This is a genomic window from Variovorax sp. V118 (assembly GCF_041154445.1).
GTDB classification, from domain to species: Bacteria; Pseudomonadota; Gammaproteobacteria; order Burkholderiales; family Burkholderiaceae_C; genus Variovorax; species Variovorax boronicumulans.
Map to the genome: position 1 here is coordinate 2,181,551 of NZ_AP028663.1, position 14,932 is coordinate 2,196,482.

Below are 14,932 nucleotides of genomic sequence, written 5' to 3' on the forward strand. Positions count from 1 at the left end.
GGGGGCAGGGCGTGACTTAGGGCACTCCTGTGCGGTCCGGGCGGCGGCTACATTCGCTGCGATGAGCATCTCCTTGCGACATCTTTTCCTGCTGGGCGCGGCCTGCGTGCTGTCCGGCCAGGCGTTCGCTTGCAGCGGACCGGGCCAGCCGGGATGCCCGCCACCGAACGCGCCGGGCTGGCCACACAACAGCCGGCCGCCACCCCGGGACACCGTGCCCATACTGCCCGGCGGCACGGGCCGCTACAGCGACCCCGACGAGTACCTGGCGCCGCCGCCGCCCGACCCCACCTTCTCCTACAAATGGGGCGCGTACGTCATCGACAAGTCGAAGGGCGCCTTCGGCGGGGTCGACAACCGGGCGACCCAGGCCGATGCTGAAAACAACGCCATCGCCCAGTGCGTAGGCAACGGCGGCACCGCCGCCGGCTGCCGCAGCATGACGCTGACCTGGCAGGAGGGCTGCGGCGTGGTCGTGATGGGCCGCAACGTGCTGTCGATGAAGGCCAGCAAGCTGCAAAGCGCGGCGCAGGCGGAAGCGATGGCGGAGTGCTCCGCGCATGCGAAGGACTGCAAGGTCGTTACCGCGCGCTGCAACGCGCTGGTCGTCAATCGCTGATCAGCTGGCCTTGGCCGCCCGCACCAGCGATGGCGTGGCCTTGAAGCTCTCGGGGAACAGCTTCTTCAGGTCGTCGATCTTCGGCAGGTCGTTGATCGCGATGTAGGGCTGGTTCGGGTGCAGCGTGAGGTAGTCCTGGTGGTAGTCCTCCGCCGCATAGAAGGGCTTGGACACCTCGACCGTGGTCGCCAGCGGCTTGTTGCCGAACGCCTTGGCCTGGTTCAGCTGGGCGATGTAGGCGTTGGCGATGCGGGCCTGTTCGGCGTTTTCGGCGAACACGGTGGAGCGGTACTGCGGGCCGGTGTCGGGGCCCTGGCGGTTGAGCTGGGTCGGGTCGTGCGCCACCGAGAAATAGATCTGCAGCAGCTTGCCGTAGCTGACCTTGCGTGGGTCGTAGCTGATGCGCACGGCCTCGGCATGGCCGGTGCGGCCCGAGCCGACCTCGTCGTAGCGCGCGGTGCGGGCCTCGCCGCCCGCGTAGCCCGAGAGCGCATTGCTCACGCCCTCGACGCGCTGGAACACGCCCTGCACACCCCAGAAGCAGCCGCCTGCGAACACGGCGGTGGCGGTGGTGGCGCCCGCAGGTACGGTGAGGTCGACCGTGGGCGCGGGCACGCGGCGCGCGGTCTCGGCGAAGGAGGGGGCCGCGTGCCAGGCGAAGGCGGCGGCGAGCGCGCCGGCGGCGATGGCGAAGGATTTCATGGCGGTCTTTCGTAGGGAGCGCAGGAAAGGAACAGTGATCCCGATCCCGCCGGCCGTCAATGGCGGCGGGGCCGGTGAGAAGGCGGCTTACTTCTTCATCTCGTCCTTGCCCATCGCGTCCTTCTTCATTTCGTCCTTGGCCATGGCATCTTTCTTCATGCCGTCTTTGGCCATGCCGTCCTTCTTCATGGCGTCCTTGCCCATGGCGTCTTTCTTCATCCCGTCCTTGGCCATGCTGTCCTTCTTCATGCCGTCCTTGGCCATGTCGTCCGCGGCAAAGGCCGAGGCGCCGGCGAAGGCCATGCAGGTGGCGAGGAGGGTGGCGGTGAGCTTGTTCATGAGAGTCTTCCTGAGTTGAGGTTGGGTTTTGTTGTCAAGATCGGCGCGGTCCCCGATGGAGACACGGCCTCGCGCTTTCTTCGGCAGTCGAGCGGCTGTGGCAGCTGCTCAGCTCCCTCCGAACCAGTTGTAGCCCTGGTCTTCCCAGTAGCCACCGGGATAGGTGTTGGTCACGTACATCGCCTGGATGTGTTTCGGGTTCTTGTAGCCAAGCTTGGTCGGCATGCGCAGCTTCATCGGGAAGCCGTACTTCGGCGGCAGCGGCTGGCCGTCGTAGCTCAGCGTCAGCAGCGTCTGCGGGTGCAGCGCGGTGGGCATGTCGATGCTGGTGTGGTAGTCGTCCACGCACTGGAAGCCGACGTACTTCGCGCTCAGGTCCGCACCCACGTGCCGCAAGAAGTCGGCAAAGCGCACGCCGCCCCATTTGCCGATGGCGCTCCAACCTTCGACGCAGATGTGGCGCGTGATCTGGTCCTGCTGCGGCAGGGCGCGCAGCTCGGCGAGCGTCCAGCGTCGCTTGTCGGCGACCATGCCGCTCACTTCGAGGCGGTAGGTGGCTTCGTCGACCTCACGGACCTCGTCCTCGCCGTAGTAGGCGTTGAACGGAAAGGGGCGCGTGATCTCGGCTTCGGTGTAGGTCGGCGCCAGCCGCGTCGGGCTGAAGAGCCAGCCCTGCACCTCGTCGTTGAAGCGCGAGACCTTCGCCAGCGCCGCTTCCACGTGGCTGTCGTCGCTGATGCTGCAGCCGGTGAGCATCGACAGGCCGCCCAGCGTCAGCGAACGGCGCAGGAACAGGCGGCGCGAGGGGGCGTCGAGTTGGCGCTCGATGAGGGCGCGGGCTTCGCGCACCACGGCGTCGCCGTCGACACCGACCAGGGGAGGGCGTTTGAAAAAGAGGCTCATGGGGTGTGGGGCGCGCGACCGCGCAGCATGGTGAGCAGGGTGCGGGGCACGAGCGCCACCATCACGAGGTGCACGGCAACGAAAGCCACCAGGGCGGCCATCGCCACGAAGTGGACGCGGCGCGCGGCTTCGTAGCCGCCCAGCAGCTCGCGCAGCAGCGGGAACTGCACCGACTTCCACAGCACCAGCCCCGACAGCACGATCGCGACGAGGTCGACGATCACGAACAGGTAGGCGAGCTTTTGCACATGGTTGTAGTGGCGCGGGTCGGCATGCGAGAGCCTGCCGCCGAGCGCGGCCCGCGCATCGCGCCAGAGACCGGCTGGTGTGAGCGGGAAGAACTTGCGCGCGAAGCGCCCGCTGGCAAGGTTCAGCACCAGGTAGACGAGCCCGTTGAACACCAGCAGCCACATCGCCGCGAAGTGCCACTGCAGCGCGCCGCCGAGCCAGCCGCCCAGCGTGATCGAGGCCGGGAAGCGAAAGGCAAGGAAGGGCGCCGCGTTGTAGATGCGCCAGCCGCTGGTCACCAGCACCAGCACGGCCAGCGCGTTGAGCCAGTGCGTGACGCGCATCCACAGCGGGTGGATCGGTCGGTGGTCGGGGGCGGCGCGTGTCTGCATGGGCCGGATTGTTGGGCGCACCCCCTCGCCGATTCATCACGCAAAGTTCAAAGATTCGTGATAACTCCGGAGGGCGTCTCGCGGGACAATCGCGGCCATGGACACCGCCAAACGCGTGCTGATCGTCGAGGACGACGCCCACATTGCCGAGCTGCTGCGAATGCACCTGCGCGACGAGGGCTATGCGGTCGAGCACGCCGCCGACGGCCACGCGGGCCTGCGCGCGCTGGAGCGCGGCCAGTGGGACGCGCTGGTGCTCGACCTCATGCTGCCCGGCATCGACGGCCTCGAAATCTGCCGCCGCGCCCGTGCCATGGCGCGCTACACGCCCATCATCATCGTGAGCGCGCGCTCGAGCGAGGTGCACCGCATCCTCGGGCTGGAGCTGGGCGCCGACGACTACCTGGCCAAGCCCTTCTCGGTGCTGGAGCTGGTGGCGCGCGTGAAGGCGCTGCTGCGGCGCACCGACGCGCTGGCGCGCAACGCGCGGCTGGAGTCGGGCAGCCTCACGTTGGGCAACCTCGACATCGAGCCGCTGGCGCGCGAGGTGCGCATCGACGGCAAGCCGATCGAGCTCACGCCGCGCGAATTCGACCTGCTGTATTTCTTTGCGCGCCACCCCGGCAAGGTGTTCTCGCGCCTCGACCTGCTCAACCAGGTCTGGGGCTACCAGCACGACGGCTACGAGCACACGGTCAACACGCACATCAACCGGCTGCGCACCAAGGTCGAGGCCGACCCGGCCGCGCCGCGGCGCATCCTCACGGTGTGGGGGCGCGGCTACAAGCTCGCGACCGATGACGCTGCGCCAAAAGGTGAAGTTCCATGATGGCCTGGGCCACGCTGTCGCGGCGGCTGTCGATCGCGTTCGCGGTGCTGCTGCTGGCCTGCTGCGGGGCCTCGGCGTGGTTGCAGATGCGCGCCGGCGCGCAGCACGCGCAAGAGGTGACTCAGCGCCTGTCGCTGGGACTCGCGGCCCACATCGCCCAGAACACTGAGCTCATGAAGCCGGGCGGTCTCGACCCAGTGGCGGTGAAAGACCTGTTCGACAAGCTCATGACCGTCAACCCCAGCGTCGAGGTCTACGTGCTGGGGCCCGACGGCCACATCGAGGCCCAGGCCGCGCCGCCGGGGCACCTCAAGCGCGACAAGGTGGCGCTCGGCCCCATCCGCCGGCTGCTGGCTGGCGAGCGGCTGCCGATTGCGGGCGACGATCCGCGCAGCCCCGACGGCGCCAAGGTCTTCAGCGCCGCGCCGCTGCGCATGGGCGGGCGCGATGCCGGCTACGTGTACGTGGTGCTGCAAGGCGAAGACCACGACGCACTGGCCGCCAACCTCTCGACCGACACCGTGCTGCGCACCACGCTGTGGTCGATGGCGCTGGTGGCGCTGCTGGGGCTCATCGCCGGGCTGGTGGCGTTCCGCCTCATCACGCGGCCGCTGCGCGAGCTGACGGCGGCGGTGCGGCGTTTCGAGGCCGAGGGCATCGAGGCGCTGGAGCGCGAGGCGCCCATGCCCGCGCCGCCGCGCCACGCCGACGACGAGATCGCGCAGCTGCAGCAGGCTTTTGCGCAGATGACGCGCCGCATTGCCGAGCAATGGCGCGAACTCAGCCTGCAGGACCGCCAGCGCCGCGAACTCTTCGCCAACATCTCGCACGACCTGCGCACGCCGCTCACCTCGCTGCACGGCTACCTCGAGACGCTGCTGCTCAAGGCCGGCACGCTCAGCGAGGAAGAGCGCCGCCGCTACCTGGAGATTGCGCTCGGCCAGAGCCGCAAGGTGGGCCGGCTCGCGCAGGAGGTGTTCGAGCTGGCGCGGCTCGAGTACGGCGTGGTCAAGCCCGAGAAAGAAAACTTTGCGCTGGCCGACCTCGTGCAGGACGTGTTCCAGAAGTTCGAGCTCGCGGCCGAGGCGCGGCGCCAGCAGCTCAAGCCCGACATCGCGCCGAACCTGCCCGTGGTGTCGGCCGACCTCGGCATGATCGAGCGCGTGCTGACCAACCTGCTGGACAACGCCATCCGCCACACGCCGGCCGGCGGCGAGATCGAGGTGCGCCTGCGCCCGTCCGACGCCGGCGTGGCGGTGCAGGTGAGCGACACCGGCCCCGGCATTCCGGGCGAGCTGCAGAAGGGGCTGTTCACGCGGCCGGCCTTTGCCGATGGCGGTGCGCGCGGCGGCGGGCTGGGGCTGATGATCGTGCAGCGCATCCTGCAGCTGCACGGCAGCGACATCCGGCTCGTGCCGCAGCCGGGCAAGGGTGCGGTGTTCCTGTTCCGGCTCGGGGGCGCCACAGCGCGCTGAAGGCGTTGAAGCCGGCGTGAGTCGGGTTTGCCAGCGGGCGGCGGGCGATGCTACAAGCGAAGCGGCATCACCCCCCAAGAACAGAAGGAGACCACCGACCATGCCCGCTTTCGAGACCGTCCTGATCGACAAGGACCCGCAGCACCCGCGCATCGCGCGCCTCGTGCTCAACCGCCCCGAGAAGCTCAATGCCATCGGCGACAGCACGCCGACCGACATCCGCCGCGCGGTCGAATGGGCCGAGGCCGACGACGAGGTGCATGTGATCGTGGTCGAGGGCGCGGGCCGCGCCTTCTGCGCCGGCTACGACCTGGGCGACTACGCCGAAGGCCACGGCCGCGAAGGCCAGGGCGACCATCCCTGCCGGCAGGAGAAAACGCCGTGGGACCCGATGCTCGACTACGCCGCCATGAAGCGCAACACCGAAGACTTCATGTCGCTGTGGCGCTGCCGCAAGCCGACCATCGCCAAGGTGCATGGCTACGCGGTGGCCGGCGGCAGCGACATCGCGCTGTGCTGCGACCTGCTCACCATGGCCGACGATGCACGCATCGGCTACATGCCCACGCGCGTGTGGGGCTGCCCGACCACCGCCATGTGGACCTACCGCCTCGGCGCGCTGCGCGCCAAGCAGCTCATGTTCACCGGCGACACCATCACCGGCACGCAGGCGGCCGACTGGGGCCTGGCCAACTTCGCGGTGCCGGCGGCGCAGCTCGACGAGGCCACGCTGGCGCTCGCGCAGCGCATCGCGGGCGTGCCCAGTTCGCACCTCATGATGCACAAGATGGTCGTCAACCAGGTCTGGCACTCGATGGGGCTGGAGCAGACCCAGATGTTCGCCACCATGTTCGACGGCATCACGCGCCACAACCCCGAAGGCATGTGGTTCCGCCGCCAGGCCGAGGCCGAAGGCTTCAAGAGCGCGGTGCAGTGGCGCGACAGCGGTCGGCCGATTCCGGAAGGCGACGAGGCGAGGGCGCGCATCGCCGAGCTCGAAGCGAAGCTGGCTGCGCGCGGCTGAGCGCGATGGTTCGCGCGGTGGCTCAGCCGCCCTTGCGGCGCTTCACCACCACCGTGGCCTCGAGGCCTTCGTAGGCCTCGGCGTCGCCGTACCAGCTGCCCGAGATGGGCGCCGCCAGCGCGGGGTCGCGCGCCACGCCCACGCGGATCAGCTGGCCGCTGCCCATGAGGTTGTTGGTGGGGTCGAAGGCCAGCCATCCCGCACCCGGCAGGTAGGCCTGCAGCCACGCGTGTGTGCTGCCAGCGCCGGTGACCGATTCGCCGGGCGCCTGCCCGGTGGCGTCGTTGTCGAGCGACGCGTCGTAGAGGTAGCCCGAGACGAAGCGCGTCGCGATGCCGAGACGGCGCGTGGCCTCCATCATCAGCAGCGCGTAGTCGCGGCAGCTGCCGCTGCCCAGCGCCAGCGTTTCGAGCGGCGTCTGCGTGCCTTCCTCGTCGCGCGCCTTGTATTCGAAGCTCTGGCCGATGTGCGCGTTCATGCGCGTGAGCACGTCGCGCGTGCTGTTGGGCTGGTCGGTGTGCAGGAACTGGTGCGCCCAGCGGATCAGCGTGCCGTTGGCATCGTCGTTGTGGTGCGGGCGCAGGTAGTGCTCCAGGTCCAGGCGCTCCTGCACCGAATAGGCAAAGGGCAGGAACTCGGCCGACGGGTCGAGCGTGAGCAGGTCGCGCTGCGACGGCGGCACGTGCTCGATGGTGAAGGAGCAGACGATGCGCAGCTCGGTCGCCTCGCCCAGCGGCTGCACCAGCGCGACGGAGTTCGAGTACGGGTCTTGAATGAGCCGCGTGAGGGCCTGCGGGCTCACCTGCAGGTCGGTGGCGAGCACCCGCAGGTCGTGGCTGTCGCGCGGACGGAACATCACGCGGTGCAAGCCGAAGGTCACCGGCTTGTTGTAGCGGTAGACGGTGGTGTGGGTGATGTCGTACTGGATGGCCATGGCGCGCATTGTGCGGTGCGCGCGTGGCGCCGGGGAGCCGGGAAGCCCGTACGGGCCGATTCAGTCCGATCCGGGCCAGAGCCGCTGCGTACCCAGCGCCTTGGCGAGCGTCGCGGGCAAAGGCAGCGGCTCGCCGTGCCATTTCGCCGCCAGCAGCTCGGCGCACAGCGTGGCGAAGCTCAGGCCGCGCGAGCCCAGCGCGGTGCAGGCCCACAGGCCCTCGTCGGCGCCCGGGGCCAGCGGGCCGACCAGCGGCCGGCGGTCGCCCGAGGCGCAGCGCACGCCGACCCAGGCGTGGGTGTCTCCGCGTTCGAAGGCGGGCGCCAGCGCCGCGGCGGCACCGGGGTGCAGGCGCGCGAGCCGTTCGCGGTTGGCGAGGCGGTCTGCGTCGGTGGGGGCGAGATCGGTGCTGTCGCGGTCGAAGGTGGCGCCGATCAGCCACAGCGGCTGCGGTGCCTGGCCATCGGGCACGCCGGCGATCAGGTGGCCGTCGCCGTTGATGGGGGTGGCGGGCAGGGCGGCGGGGTCCGCGCGGCCCCAGGCGACCTGGCCGCGCACGGGTTGCAGGGGCAGATTGGGTGCGAAGCGGTGCGATGCGAAGCCCGCGGCCACGACGACGCGGTCGGCTTCGGCGAGCAAGGCGCCGGCATCGTCGAGCAGCTGCCAGCCGCTGTCCGTGCGTGCGAGGCGCGCCGCGTGGCAGTTGCCGCGGAATTCGACGCCCGGTTGGCCCAGCCACGCGGCGATCAGCCGGTGCGGCCGCACCCAGGCCGCGCGCGCATGCCAGAGCGCCGGCGTGTCGGGCGGCAGGCCGGCTGCTGCGAGCCGGTCGGGCTGTGCGGGCCAGGATTCGTTCGGCCCGTCCGCGCTCCAGCCGGGCGGCACGCGCACGTCGCCGTCGGGGCGCCGTTCAAGCGAGCCGTGAGCGCCCCAGTCGCGGCCGGGGTCGAGCCGCTGCGCCAGTTCGGTCCAGGTGGCGCGGATGCCGGCGCGCGTGAGCCGCGACAGCAAGGCGTCGTCGGACGACACATGCGGCGCCAGCAACCCGACCGGCAGGCCCGAAGCGCCCGAGGCCGGCGTGTCGGCGGCGTCGAACACCGTGACCCGCCAGCCGCGCCGCGCAAGGCTGGCCGCCACGGCCGCACCCGCGAGCCCGGCGCCGATCACCGCGCAATGGCCGGGCGCGTCGACGCCTTCGCGCACCGGCTGGCGGCGCCGCACCGTCCAGGCGGGCGCGAACACGCCGCGCAAGCTGCCGGGGCGCGGGTCGAGCTGGAAGCCGTTCTGCGCCAGCGCATGGCGCACCCCGTCGTCGTCGGTGCGGGCTGCGAGGCCGGTGCCCTGGCGGGCGAAGCGCGACACCGCCTTGAGCGTGTCGGGCGAGGCCATCGCCGCGCCGAAACCGTCGAGGAAGAGGCTGTCGGCCTCGAAGCGTTGCGCGCGCAGCATCGGCTGCAGCTCGCCCACGCACAGCGTGAGCAGCACGCGGCCGTCGTCGAAGGCCAGCCGGTGGAAGCCCGGCAGCAGCCCGGTCCATTGGCGGGCCAGCTCCTCGGCGAGCGGTGCCAGGGCCGGGTCGGCTTCAGACGCGCGCAGCAGATCGCCGGCCGGCGCCGGATGGGCGTCGACCGCGACGTAGTGCAGCAGGCGCGGCCGGTGCGGGTCGGCGCGCCAGGCCTGCCAGGTTGTCAGGAAATGAAGGCCCGGCCCGAAGCCGGTTTCGAGAATCCGCCATTGCTGGCGCCCGGACCAGGCGGCGGGCAGGCCGCAGCCGTCCAAAAACACACGGCGCGAAAGCGCCGGTGTGTCGTTGTCGAGGGGGGAGGTGTCGCCGGAGCGCGCGCCGAGCGGGGTGCCGTCGGCGGCCACGCCGGACTCAGGCCGCGGGAGGGGGAACGTAGCCTTGCGCCACGTCGGCGCCTTCGCCGAAGAAGTGCTTTTCCATCTGGCGCGCCAGGTACTGGCGGGCGCGCAGGTCGGCCAGGTTCAGCCGGTTTTCATTGACCAGCATGGTCTGTTGCTTGAGCCAGGCGGCCCAGGCCTCCTTGCTGACGTTTTCCCACAGGCGCTTGCCCAGGTCGCCGGGGTACGGCGGAAAGTCGAGTCCTTCGGCCTCTTTGCCGAGCTTGATGCACTGAACCATGCGTGCCATTTGATTGCCTCTTGTGGGGGGAAAGCGGTTGCTTAGTTGATTTGGCTATTAAGAACTGAAAACTTGGTCGTTCCAGTTCCTATATGTCGTATTCAGAATACGCAGCTTCATTGATATGCCTTTTTAGAGCAAGACACCATGAGCCTTCGCCGCGACTTTATCAAGCTTTCCCTGGGTGCCGGCGTGGCCGGTGCCTTGGCCCTGTCGGCATTGCCGTCGTTTTCGCAGGGTGCGGCGGGTGCCAAGGGCCCCGTGACGCTGCTGAACGTGTCGTACGACCCGACCCGCGAGCTGTACGTGGACTACAACCAGGCCTTCGCCAAGTACTGGAAGGCCAAGACCGGCCAGGACGTGAGCGTCAAGCAGTCGCACGGCGGCTCGGGCAAGCAGGCCCGCTCGATCATCGACGGCATCGATTCCGACGTGGCCACGCTGGCGCTGGGCGGCGACATCGACGCCCTGGCCACGCATGGCGGCCTCGTCAAGGCCGACTGGCAAAAGCGCCTGCCGCACAACTCCGCCCCCTACACCTCGACCATCGTGTTCCTGGTGAAGAAGGGCAACCCCAAGGGCCTGAAGGACTGGGACGACCTGGTCAAGCCCGGCGTGCAGGTGATCACGCCCAACCCCAAGACCTCGGGCGGCGCCCGCTGGAACTACCTGGCCGCCTGGGAGTTCGCCAAGCGCAAGTACGGCGGTGAAGCCAAGGCCAAGGAATTCGTCGGCAACCTGTACAAGAACGTGCCCGTGCTCGACACCGGCGCGCGCGGCTCGACCATCACCTTCGTGCAGCGCGGCGTGGGCGATGTGCTGCTGGCCTGGGAAAACGAAGCCTTCCTGGCGCTGAAGGAATTCGGCCCCGAGAAGTTCGAGATCGTCGTGCCGTCCATCTCCATCCTGGCCGAGCCCAGCGTGGCGGTGGTCGACAAGGTGGTCGACAAGAAGGGCACGCGTGCCGTGGCCGAGGAGTACCTGAAGTACCTGTACTCCGACGAAGGCCAGGACATCGCCGGCCGCAACTTCTACCGCCCGACCTCGGACAAGGCCAAGGCCAAGTACGACAAGCAATTCCCCAAGCTCACGCTGGTGACCATCGACCAGGCCTTCGGCGGCTGGGCGAAGGCGGACAAGGAGCACTTCGCCGATGGCGGCTCCTTCGACCAGATTTACGCGCCCAAGCAGAAGTAAGCGCAGCTGTTCCGGATCGATCGCTGGTGGCACCCCGTGGGAGGGCGCCGGGGATCGCTTCGCCCTGAATTTCTCCTGAAGCCCAACGAAAGTTTCTCGTGTCCGTTCTCCTGATTGCCGGCAGCCCCTCGGCCCCGTCCCGCTCCACCGCCTTGCTCGACGCGGTGGGCGAGCGGCTGGCCCAACGCCATGCGCGCATCGAGCGGCTCGCGATCCGCGACCTGCCGGCGCAGGCGCTGCTGCTGGCCGAGTGGGCGCATCCGGCCATCGAGCGAGCCATTGCCCAGGTGGCGGCGGCCCGCGTGATCGTGGTGGCCACGCCGGTCTACAAGGCGGCCTACAGCGGCGTGCTGAAGGTCTTTCTCGACCTGCTCTCGCAGAACGCGCTCAAGGGCAAGACGGTGCTGCCACTGGCCACCGGCGGCAGCCCGCACCACATGCTCGCGCTCGACTACGCACTGCGCCCCGTGCTGCAGTCGCTGTCGGCGCGCCACATCCTGCCGGGCGTCTACGCGAGCGATTCGCAGATCGCGCTGACGCCCGAGAACGCCTACCAGGTGCACCACGACCTGGCGGAGCGCCTGAACGAGGCCGTCGAGGTGCTCGCAACCGAAGGCCTGAAGCTGCCGGCGACCCATGGCTTCGAGCCGGTTCCCTTTTCCCGTGTGCGATGTAGCGTCTGACGACCGGGTTCCCCGCTGAACCCGGCCCCGGCCAGACCTCTTTCCGTTCCCCGTTTTTTGAAGCCGCCTGCGCGCGGCCGGGGGATCGCTTTGCCCCACGTTTTTGCACCAAGGAATTCCGCATGAACCCCGTCGCTCCCGAAGACTCCGTGTTCGAAGTCGCGCCGCGCTCCTTCTGGCAGGCGCTGCGCGACCTGGCCATCAGCGCCATCGTCGTCACCGCCATCGCGCTGATCGTGAGCTTCATCTCCGCCGCTTCGGCACACGCCCAGACGCAGACGAAGGCCAGGGGCGAGCTGCGCATCGGCTACCAGAAGTCGGCCAGCCTGTTCGTGTTGCAGAAGGCGCAGGGCACGCTCGAGAAGAAGCTCTCGCCGCTGGGCTTCGGCGTGAAGTGGGTCGAGTTCCCGGCCGGCCCGCAGCTGCTCGAAGGGCTGAACGTGGGCGCGGTCGACGTGGGCTATGTCGGCGAGGCGCCGCCCATCTTCGCGCAGGCCGCGGGGGCGAAGTTCGTCTACTTCGGCTACGACCCGGCCGCGCCGCGCGCCGAGGCCGTCCTCGTCACCAAGGATTCGCCCATTCGCTCCGTGGCCGACCTCAAGGGCAAGAAGGTCGCGCTCAACAAGGGCAGCAACGTGCACTACCTGCTCGTGAAGCAGCTCGAGAAGAACGGGCTGAAGCTCTCCGACATCCAGCCCGTGTACCTCGCGCCCGCCGATGGCCGCGCTGCGTTCGAGAGCAAGAACGTCGACGCCTGGGTGATCTGGGACCCGTTCCAGGCCGCCGCCGAGAAAGCCACCGGCGCCCGCGTGCTGGCCGATGGCGCGCCTGACGTGGTCAACAACTACCAGTACTACCTGGGCGAGCGCGGCTTCGTGAAGAAGCACCCGCAGGTGATCGATGCGCTGTTCGCCGATTCGGTGGAGCAGGGCATCTGGCTCAAGAAGAACCTGCGCCAGGCCGCCGAGCTGATCGCGCCGCTGCAGGGTCTGCCCGTCGATGTGGTCGAGCTGGCGCTGCGCCGCTACGAGTTCAACGTGAAGCCGATCACCGCCGCCGTCGCGGCCGACCAGCAGCAGATCGCCGACACCTTCTACGCGCTGAAGCTCATCCCCAAGCCCATCAAGGTCAGCGACGCGGTTGTCACGGCCCAGCCCTGAACAGTTTCGAAGGACCTCATTCCATGACCCGCATTGCCATTCCCCGCCGCCGCCTGCTCCAGGGCGCGGCCGCCGCCCTCGCGCTGCCGTCGTCGTTCGCCGCCCTGGCGCAGAGCCCCGCGCGCCAGTTGCGCATCGGCCATCAGAAGGGCTACCTGAGCGTGCTCAAGGCCCGCGGCACGCTCGAGAAGCGCCTCGCACCGCTGGGCGCCACCGTGAAGTGGACCGAGTTCACGGCCGGCCCGGTGCAGCTCGAGGCACTGAACGTCGGCTCGATCGACTTCGGCGACGTCGGCGAAGCGCCGCCCATCTTCGCGCAGGCCGCCGGCGCGCCGCTGGCCTACGTGGGCGCCACGGTGCCGCGCCCGAAGACCGAGGCGGTGCTGGTGCCCAAGGGCTCCGCCATCCAGACCGTGGCCGACCTCAAGGGCAAGAAGATCGCGCTCAACAAGGGCTCGAACGTCCACTACTTCATCGTCAAGCTGTTCGAGAAGCACGGCCTGGCGTACAGCGACCTGAACCTGGTCTACCTGCCGCCGGCCGACGCGCGCGCCGCCTTCGAAAAAGGCTCGGTCGACGCCTGGGTGATCTGGGACCCGTTCCTGGCCGCCGCGCAGCAGTCGCTCGACGCACGCATCCTGGCCGACGCCGTGGGCGTGGTCGGCAACCGCGCCTACTACTTCTCGTCGCTCGACTACGTGGCGAAGAACGCCGACGTGCTGGCCATCGCGATCGAAGAGGTCAACAAGATCGACCAGTGGGGCGCCGCCCACCGCAACGAACTGGCGACCGAGCTGTCGGCCATCTGGGGCCTGCCCAAGGCGGTGGCCGACCTGTCGCAAGGCCGCACCGCCTATGGCACGGGCCCGATCACCAAGGCCATCCTGGCCGAGCAGCAGCAGATCGCCGACACCTTCTTCGCGCTCAAGCTGATTCCCAAAAAGATCAACGTGCTCGAAGCCGCCGGCGCGGGGATCGCGTGATGGCCGCCGTGTCGACTGCGCTGCACGAACGCGCCGGCCAGGTGCTGGCCATCACGGCGCGCGCCTGGGGTGTCGTGTCCGCGGCGCGCCGCCTTCCTTTCCTGCTTGCCGTCTGAACGGGCAAGCCAACGAACGATCGAGAGTTTCCGATGCAGATCTTCTGGTTCCTCCCCACGCACGGCGACAGCCGTTACCTCGGCACGAGCGAGGGCGCGCGCGCCGTCGACCTGCCGTACCTGCAGCAGATCGCCGGCGCGGCCGACCACCTCGGCTACGAAGGCGTGCTGATTCCCACCGGCCGCTCCTGCGAAGACCCGTGGGTGATCGCGTCCAGCCTCATCGGCGCGACGAAGAAGCTCAAGTTCCTGGTGGCCGTGCGCCCCGGCCTGCACCAGCCCAGCCTGGCCGCGCGCATGGCCGCGACCTTCGACCGGCTCTCGGGCGGGCGCCTGCTTGTGAACCTCGTCACCGGCGGCGACCAGGCCGAGCTGGAAGGTGACGGCGTGTACCTCGACCATGCGGCGCGCTATGAGCAGTCGGCCGAGTTCATCCGCATCTGGCGCGAGATCATCGCGCGCAGCCACGAGACCGGCACCTACGACTACGAAGGCAAGCACCTGAGCGTGAAGGGCGCGCGGCTGCTGTTCCCACCGGTGCAAAAGCCCTATCCGCCCGTGTGGTTCGGCGGCTCGTCGGCCGCAGCGCACGACCTCGCGGCCGAGCAGGTCGATGCCTACCTGACCTGGGGCGAGCCGCCCGCGGAAGTGTCGAAGAAGATCGCCGACGTGCGCGCCCGCGCCGAACGCCAGGGCCGCAGCGTGCAGTTCGGCATCCGCCTGCACGTGATCGTGCGCGAGACCGAAGACGCCGCCTGGAAAGCCGCCGAAGAGCTCATCAGCCGCGTCGATGACGAGACCGTCGCGCGCGCCCAGGCCGCCTTTGCGCGCATGGACTCCGAAGGCCAGCGCCGCATGGCCGCGTTGCACGCCGGCGGCGCCAAGCGCGGGCGCGCCGACCTGGAGATTGCGCCCAACCTCTGGGCTGGCGTGGGCCTGGTGCGCGGTGGCGCGGGCACGGCGCTGGTCGGCGACGCCAAGACCGTGGCGGCGCGCATCGAGGAGTACGCGGCGCTGGGCATCGACAAGTTCATCTTCTCGGGCTACCCGCACCTCGAAGAGGCCTACCGCTTCGCCGAGCTGGTGTTCCCGCTGCTCTCGCGCAAGGCGAAGACGCAACTCGCGGGCGGCTCGCTGAGTGGCCCCTTCGGCGAGGTCGTCGCCAACCTCGACGCGCCTTCCCGACTCGTCTCCCAAAGCTGAGG

16 protein-coding genes are annotated in these 14,932 nt (G+C 69.3%); 9 read left to right on the top strand and 7 right to left on the bottom strand.

Going from position 1 to position 14,932, the window contains the following annotated elements; translation table 11 throughout:
* Positions 1–214: 214 nt before the first annotated feature.
* On the top strand, positions 215–619 hold the full coding sequence (locus ACAM52_RS09920) for a DUF4189 domain-containing protein (RefSeq protein WP_369646895.1): 405 nt from the start codon (positions 215–217) through the stop codon (positions 617–619).
* On the opposite strand, the gene msrA is transcribed toward ACAM52_RS09920, so the two are convergent.
* The 4 genes from msrA to ACAM52_RS09940 form a co-directional block, all read right to left on the bottom strand.
* Positions 620–1,321 carry a peptide-methionine (S)-S-oxide reductase MsrA gene (gene msrA, locus ACAM52_RS09925; protein ID WP_369646896.1) on the bottom strand — a complete coding sequence of 234 codons (702 nt, stop codon included), beginning with the start codon at positions 1,319–1,321 and terminating at the stop codon, positions 620–622.
* 87 nt (positions 1,322–1,408) lie between these two features.
* Positions 1,409–1,660, bottom strand: coding sequence for a pentapeptide MXKDX repeat protein (locus tag ACAM52_RS09930; protein ID WP_369646897.1), 252 nt, complete (start codon positions 1,658–1,660; stop codon positions 1,409–1,411).
* Between the two features lie 108 nt (positions 1,661–1,768).
* Positions 1,769–2,563 carry a molybdopterin-dependent oxidoreductase gene (locus ACAM52_RS09935; protein WP_070060849.1) on the bottom strand — a complete coding sequence of 265 codons (795 nt, stop codon included), beginning with the start codon at positions 2,561–2,563 and terminating at the stop codon, positions 1,769–1,771.
* Positions 2,560–3,183: a cytochrome b/b6 domain-containing protein gene (locus tag ACAM52_RS09940; RefSeq protein ID WP_369646898.1), complete on the bottom strand. Its 624-nt coding sequence runs from the start codon at positions 3,181–3,183 to the stop codon at positions 2,560–2,562. Before ACAM52_RS09940 ends, ACAM52_RS09935 begins: the two co-directional genes overlap by 4 nt.
* Before the next feature lie 97 nt (positions 3,184–3,280).
* Between ACAM52_RS09940 and ACAM52_RS09945 the strand changes: the two genes are divergently transcribed.
* The 3 genes from ACAM52_RS09945 to ACAM52_RS09955 all read left to right on the top strand — a co-directional run bounded on the left by ACAM52_RS09945 (position 3,281) and on the right by ACAM52_RS09955 (position 6,511).
* A complete protein-coding gene (locus tag ACAM52_RS09945) occupies positions 3,281–4,012 on the top strand; it encodes a response regulator transcription factor (protein ID WP_369646899.1) in 732 nt (243 codons plus the stop codon).
* Positions 4,012–5,487 (top strand): ATP-binding protein, encoded by a 1,476-nt coding sequence (locus tag ACAM52_RS09950; RefSeq protein ID WP_369647713.1) that lies wholly within the window; start codon positions 4,012–4,014, stop codon positions 5,485–5,487. Before ACAM52_RS09945 ends, ACAM52_RS09950 begins: the two co-directional genes overlap by 1 nt.
* Positions 5,488–5,587: 100 nt before the next feature.
* Complete coding sequence (locus ACAM52_RS09955; protein WP_369646900.1) at positions 5,588–6,511, top strand: crotonase/enoyl-CoA hydratase family protein; 924 nt, start codon at positions 5,588–5,590, stop codon at positions 6,509–6,511.
* Between the two features lie 22 nt (positions 6,512–6,533).
* Here ACAM52_RS09955 and ACAM52_RS09960 read toward each other — a convergent pair whose 3' ends face one another.
* Genes ACAM52_RS09960 through ACAM52_RS09970 form a run of 3 tightly spaced genes read right to left on the bottom strand, consistent with a single transcriptional unit; the run spans position 6,534 to position 9,597 of the window.
* Positions 6,534–7,445 carry a transglutaminase family protein gene (locus ACAM52_RS09960; RefSeq protein WP_223301327.1) on the bottom strand — a complete coding sequence of 304 codons (912 nt, stop codon included), beginning with the start codon at positions 7,443–7,445 and terminating at the stop codon, positions 6,534–6,536.
* Between the two features lie 60 nt (positions 7,446–7,505).
* A complete protein-coding gene (mnmC, locus tag ACAM52_RS09965) occupies positions 7,506–9,314 on the bottom strand; it encodes an FAD-dependent 5-carboxymethylaminomethyl-2-thiouridine(34) oxidoreductase MnmC (protein ID WP_369646901.1) in 1,809 nt (602 codons plus the stop codon).
* A 7-nt stretch (positions 9,315–9,321) separates the two neighbouring features.
* Positions 9,322–9,597, bottom strand: a complete 276-nt coding sequence (locus tag ACAM52_RS09970) for an oxidative damage protection protein (protein WP_013541095.1) — start codon at positions 9,595–9,597, stop codon at positions 9,322–9,324.
* Between the two features lie 138 nt (positions 9,598–9,735).
* Between ACAM52_RS09970 and ACAM52_RS09975 the strand changes: the two genes are divergently transcribed.
* From ACAM52_RS09975 to ssuD, 5 genes are all read left to right on the top strand, one after another.
* Positions 9,736–10,785, top strand: a complete 1,050-nt coding sequence (locus tag ACAM52_RS09975; protein ID WP_095948675.1) for a sulfate ABC transporter substrate-binding protein — start codon at positions 9,736–9,738, stop codon at positions 10,783–10,785.
* Positions 10,786–10,883: 98 nt separating this feature from the next.
* On the top strand, positions 10,884–11,468 hold the full coding sequence (gene ssuE / locus ACAM52_RS09980; protein WP_070060842.1) for an NADPH-dependent FMN reductase: 585 nt from the start codon (positions 10,884–10,886) through the stop codon (positions 11,466–11,468).
* Positions 11,469–11,590: 122 nt separating this feature from the next.
* Positions 11,591–12,628 carry a sulfonate ABC transporter substrate-binding protein gene (locus ACAM52_RS09985; protein WP_369646902.1) on the top strand — a complete coding sequence of 346 codons (1,038 nt, stop codon included), beginning with the start codon at positions 11,591–11,593 and terminating at the stop codon, positions 12,626–12,628.
* 23 nt (positions 12,629–12,651) lie between these two features.
* Positions 12,652–13,611, top strand: a complete 960-nt coding sequence (locus ACAM52_RS09990; RefSeq protein ID WP_159271670.1) for a sulfonate ABC transporter substrate-binding protein — start codon at positions 12,652–12,654, stop codon at positions 13,609–13,611.
* A 149-nt stretch (positions 13,612–13,760) separates the two neighbouring features.
* Positions 13,761–14,930, top strand: coding sequence for an FMNH2-dependent alkanesulfonate monooxygenase (ssuD, locus tag ACAM52_RS09995; protein ID WP_070060840.1), 1,170 nt, complete (start codon positions 13,761–13,763; stop codon positions 14,928–14,930).
* The last annotated feature ends 2 nt before the right edge of the window (positions 14,931–14,932 follow it).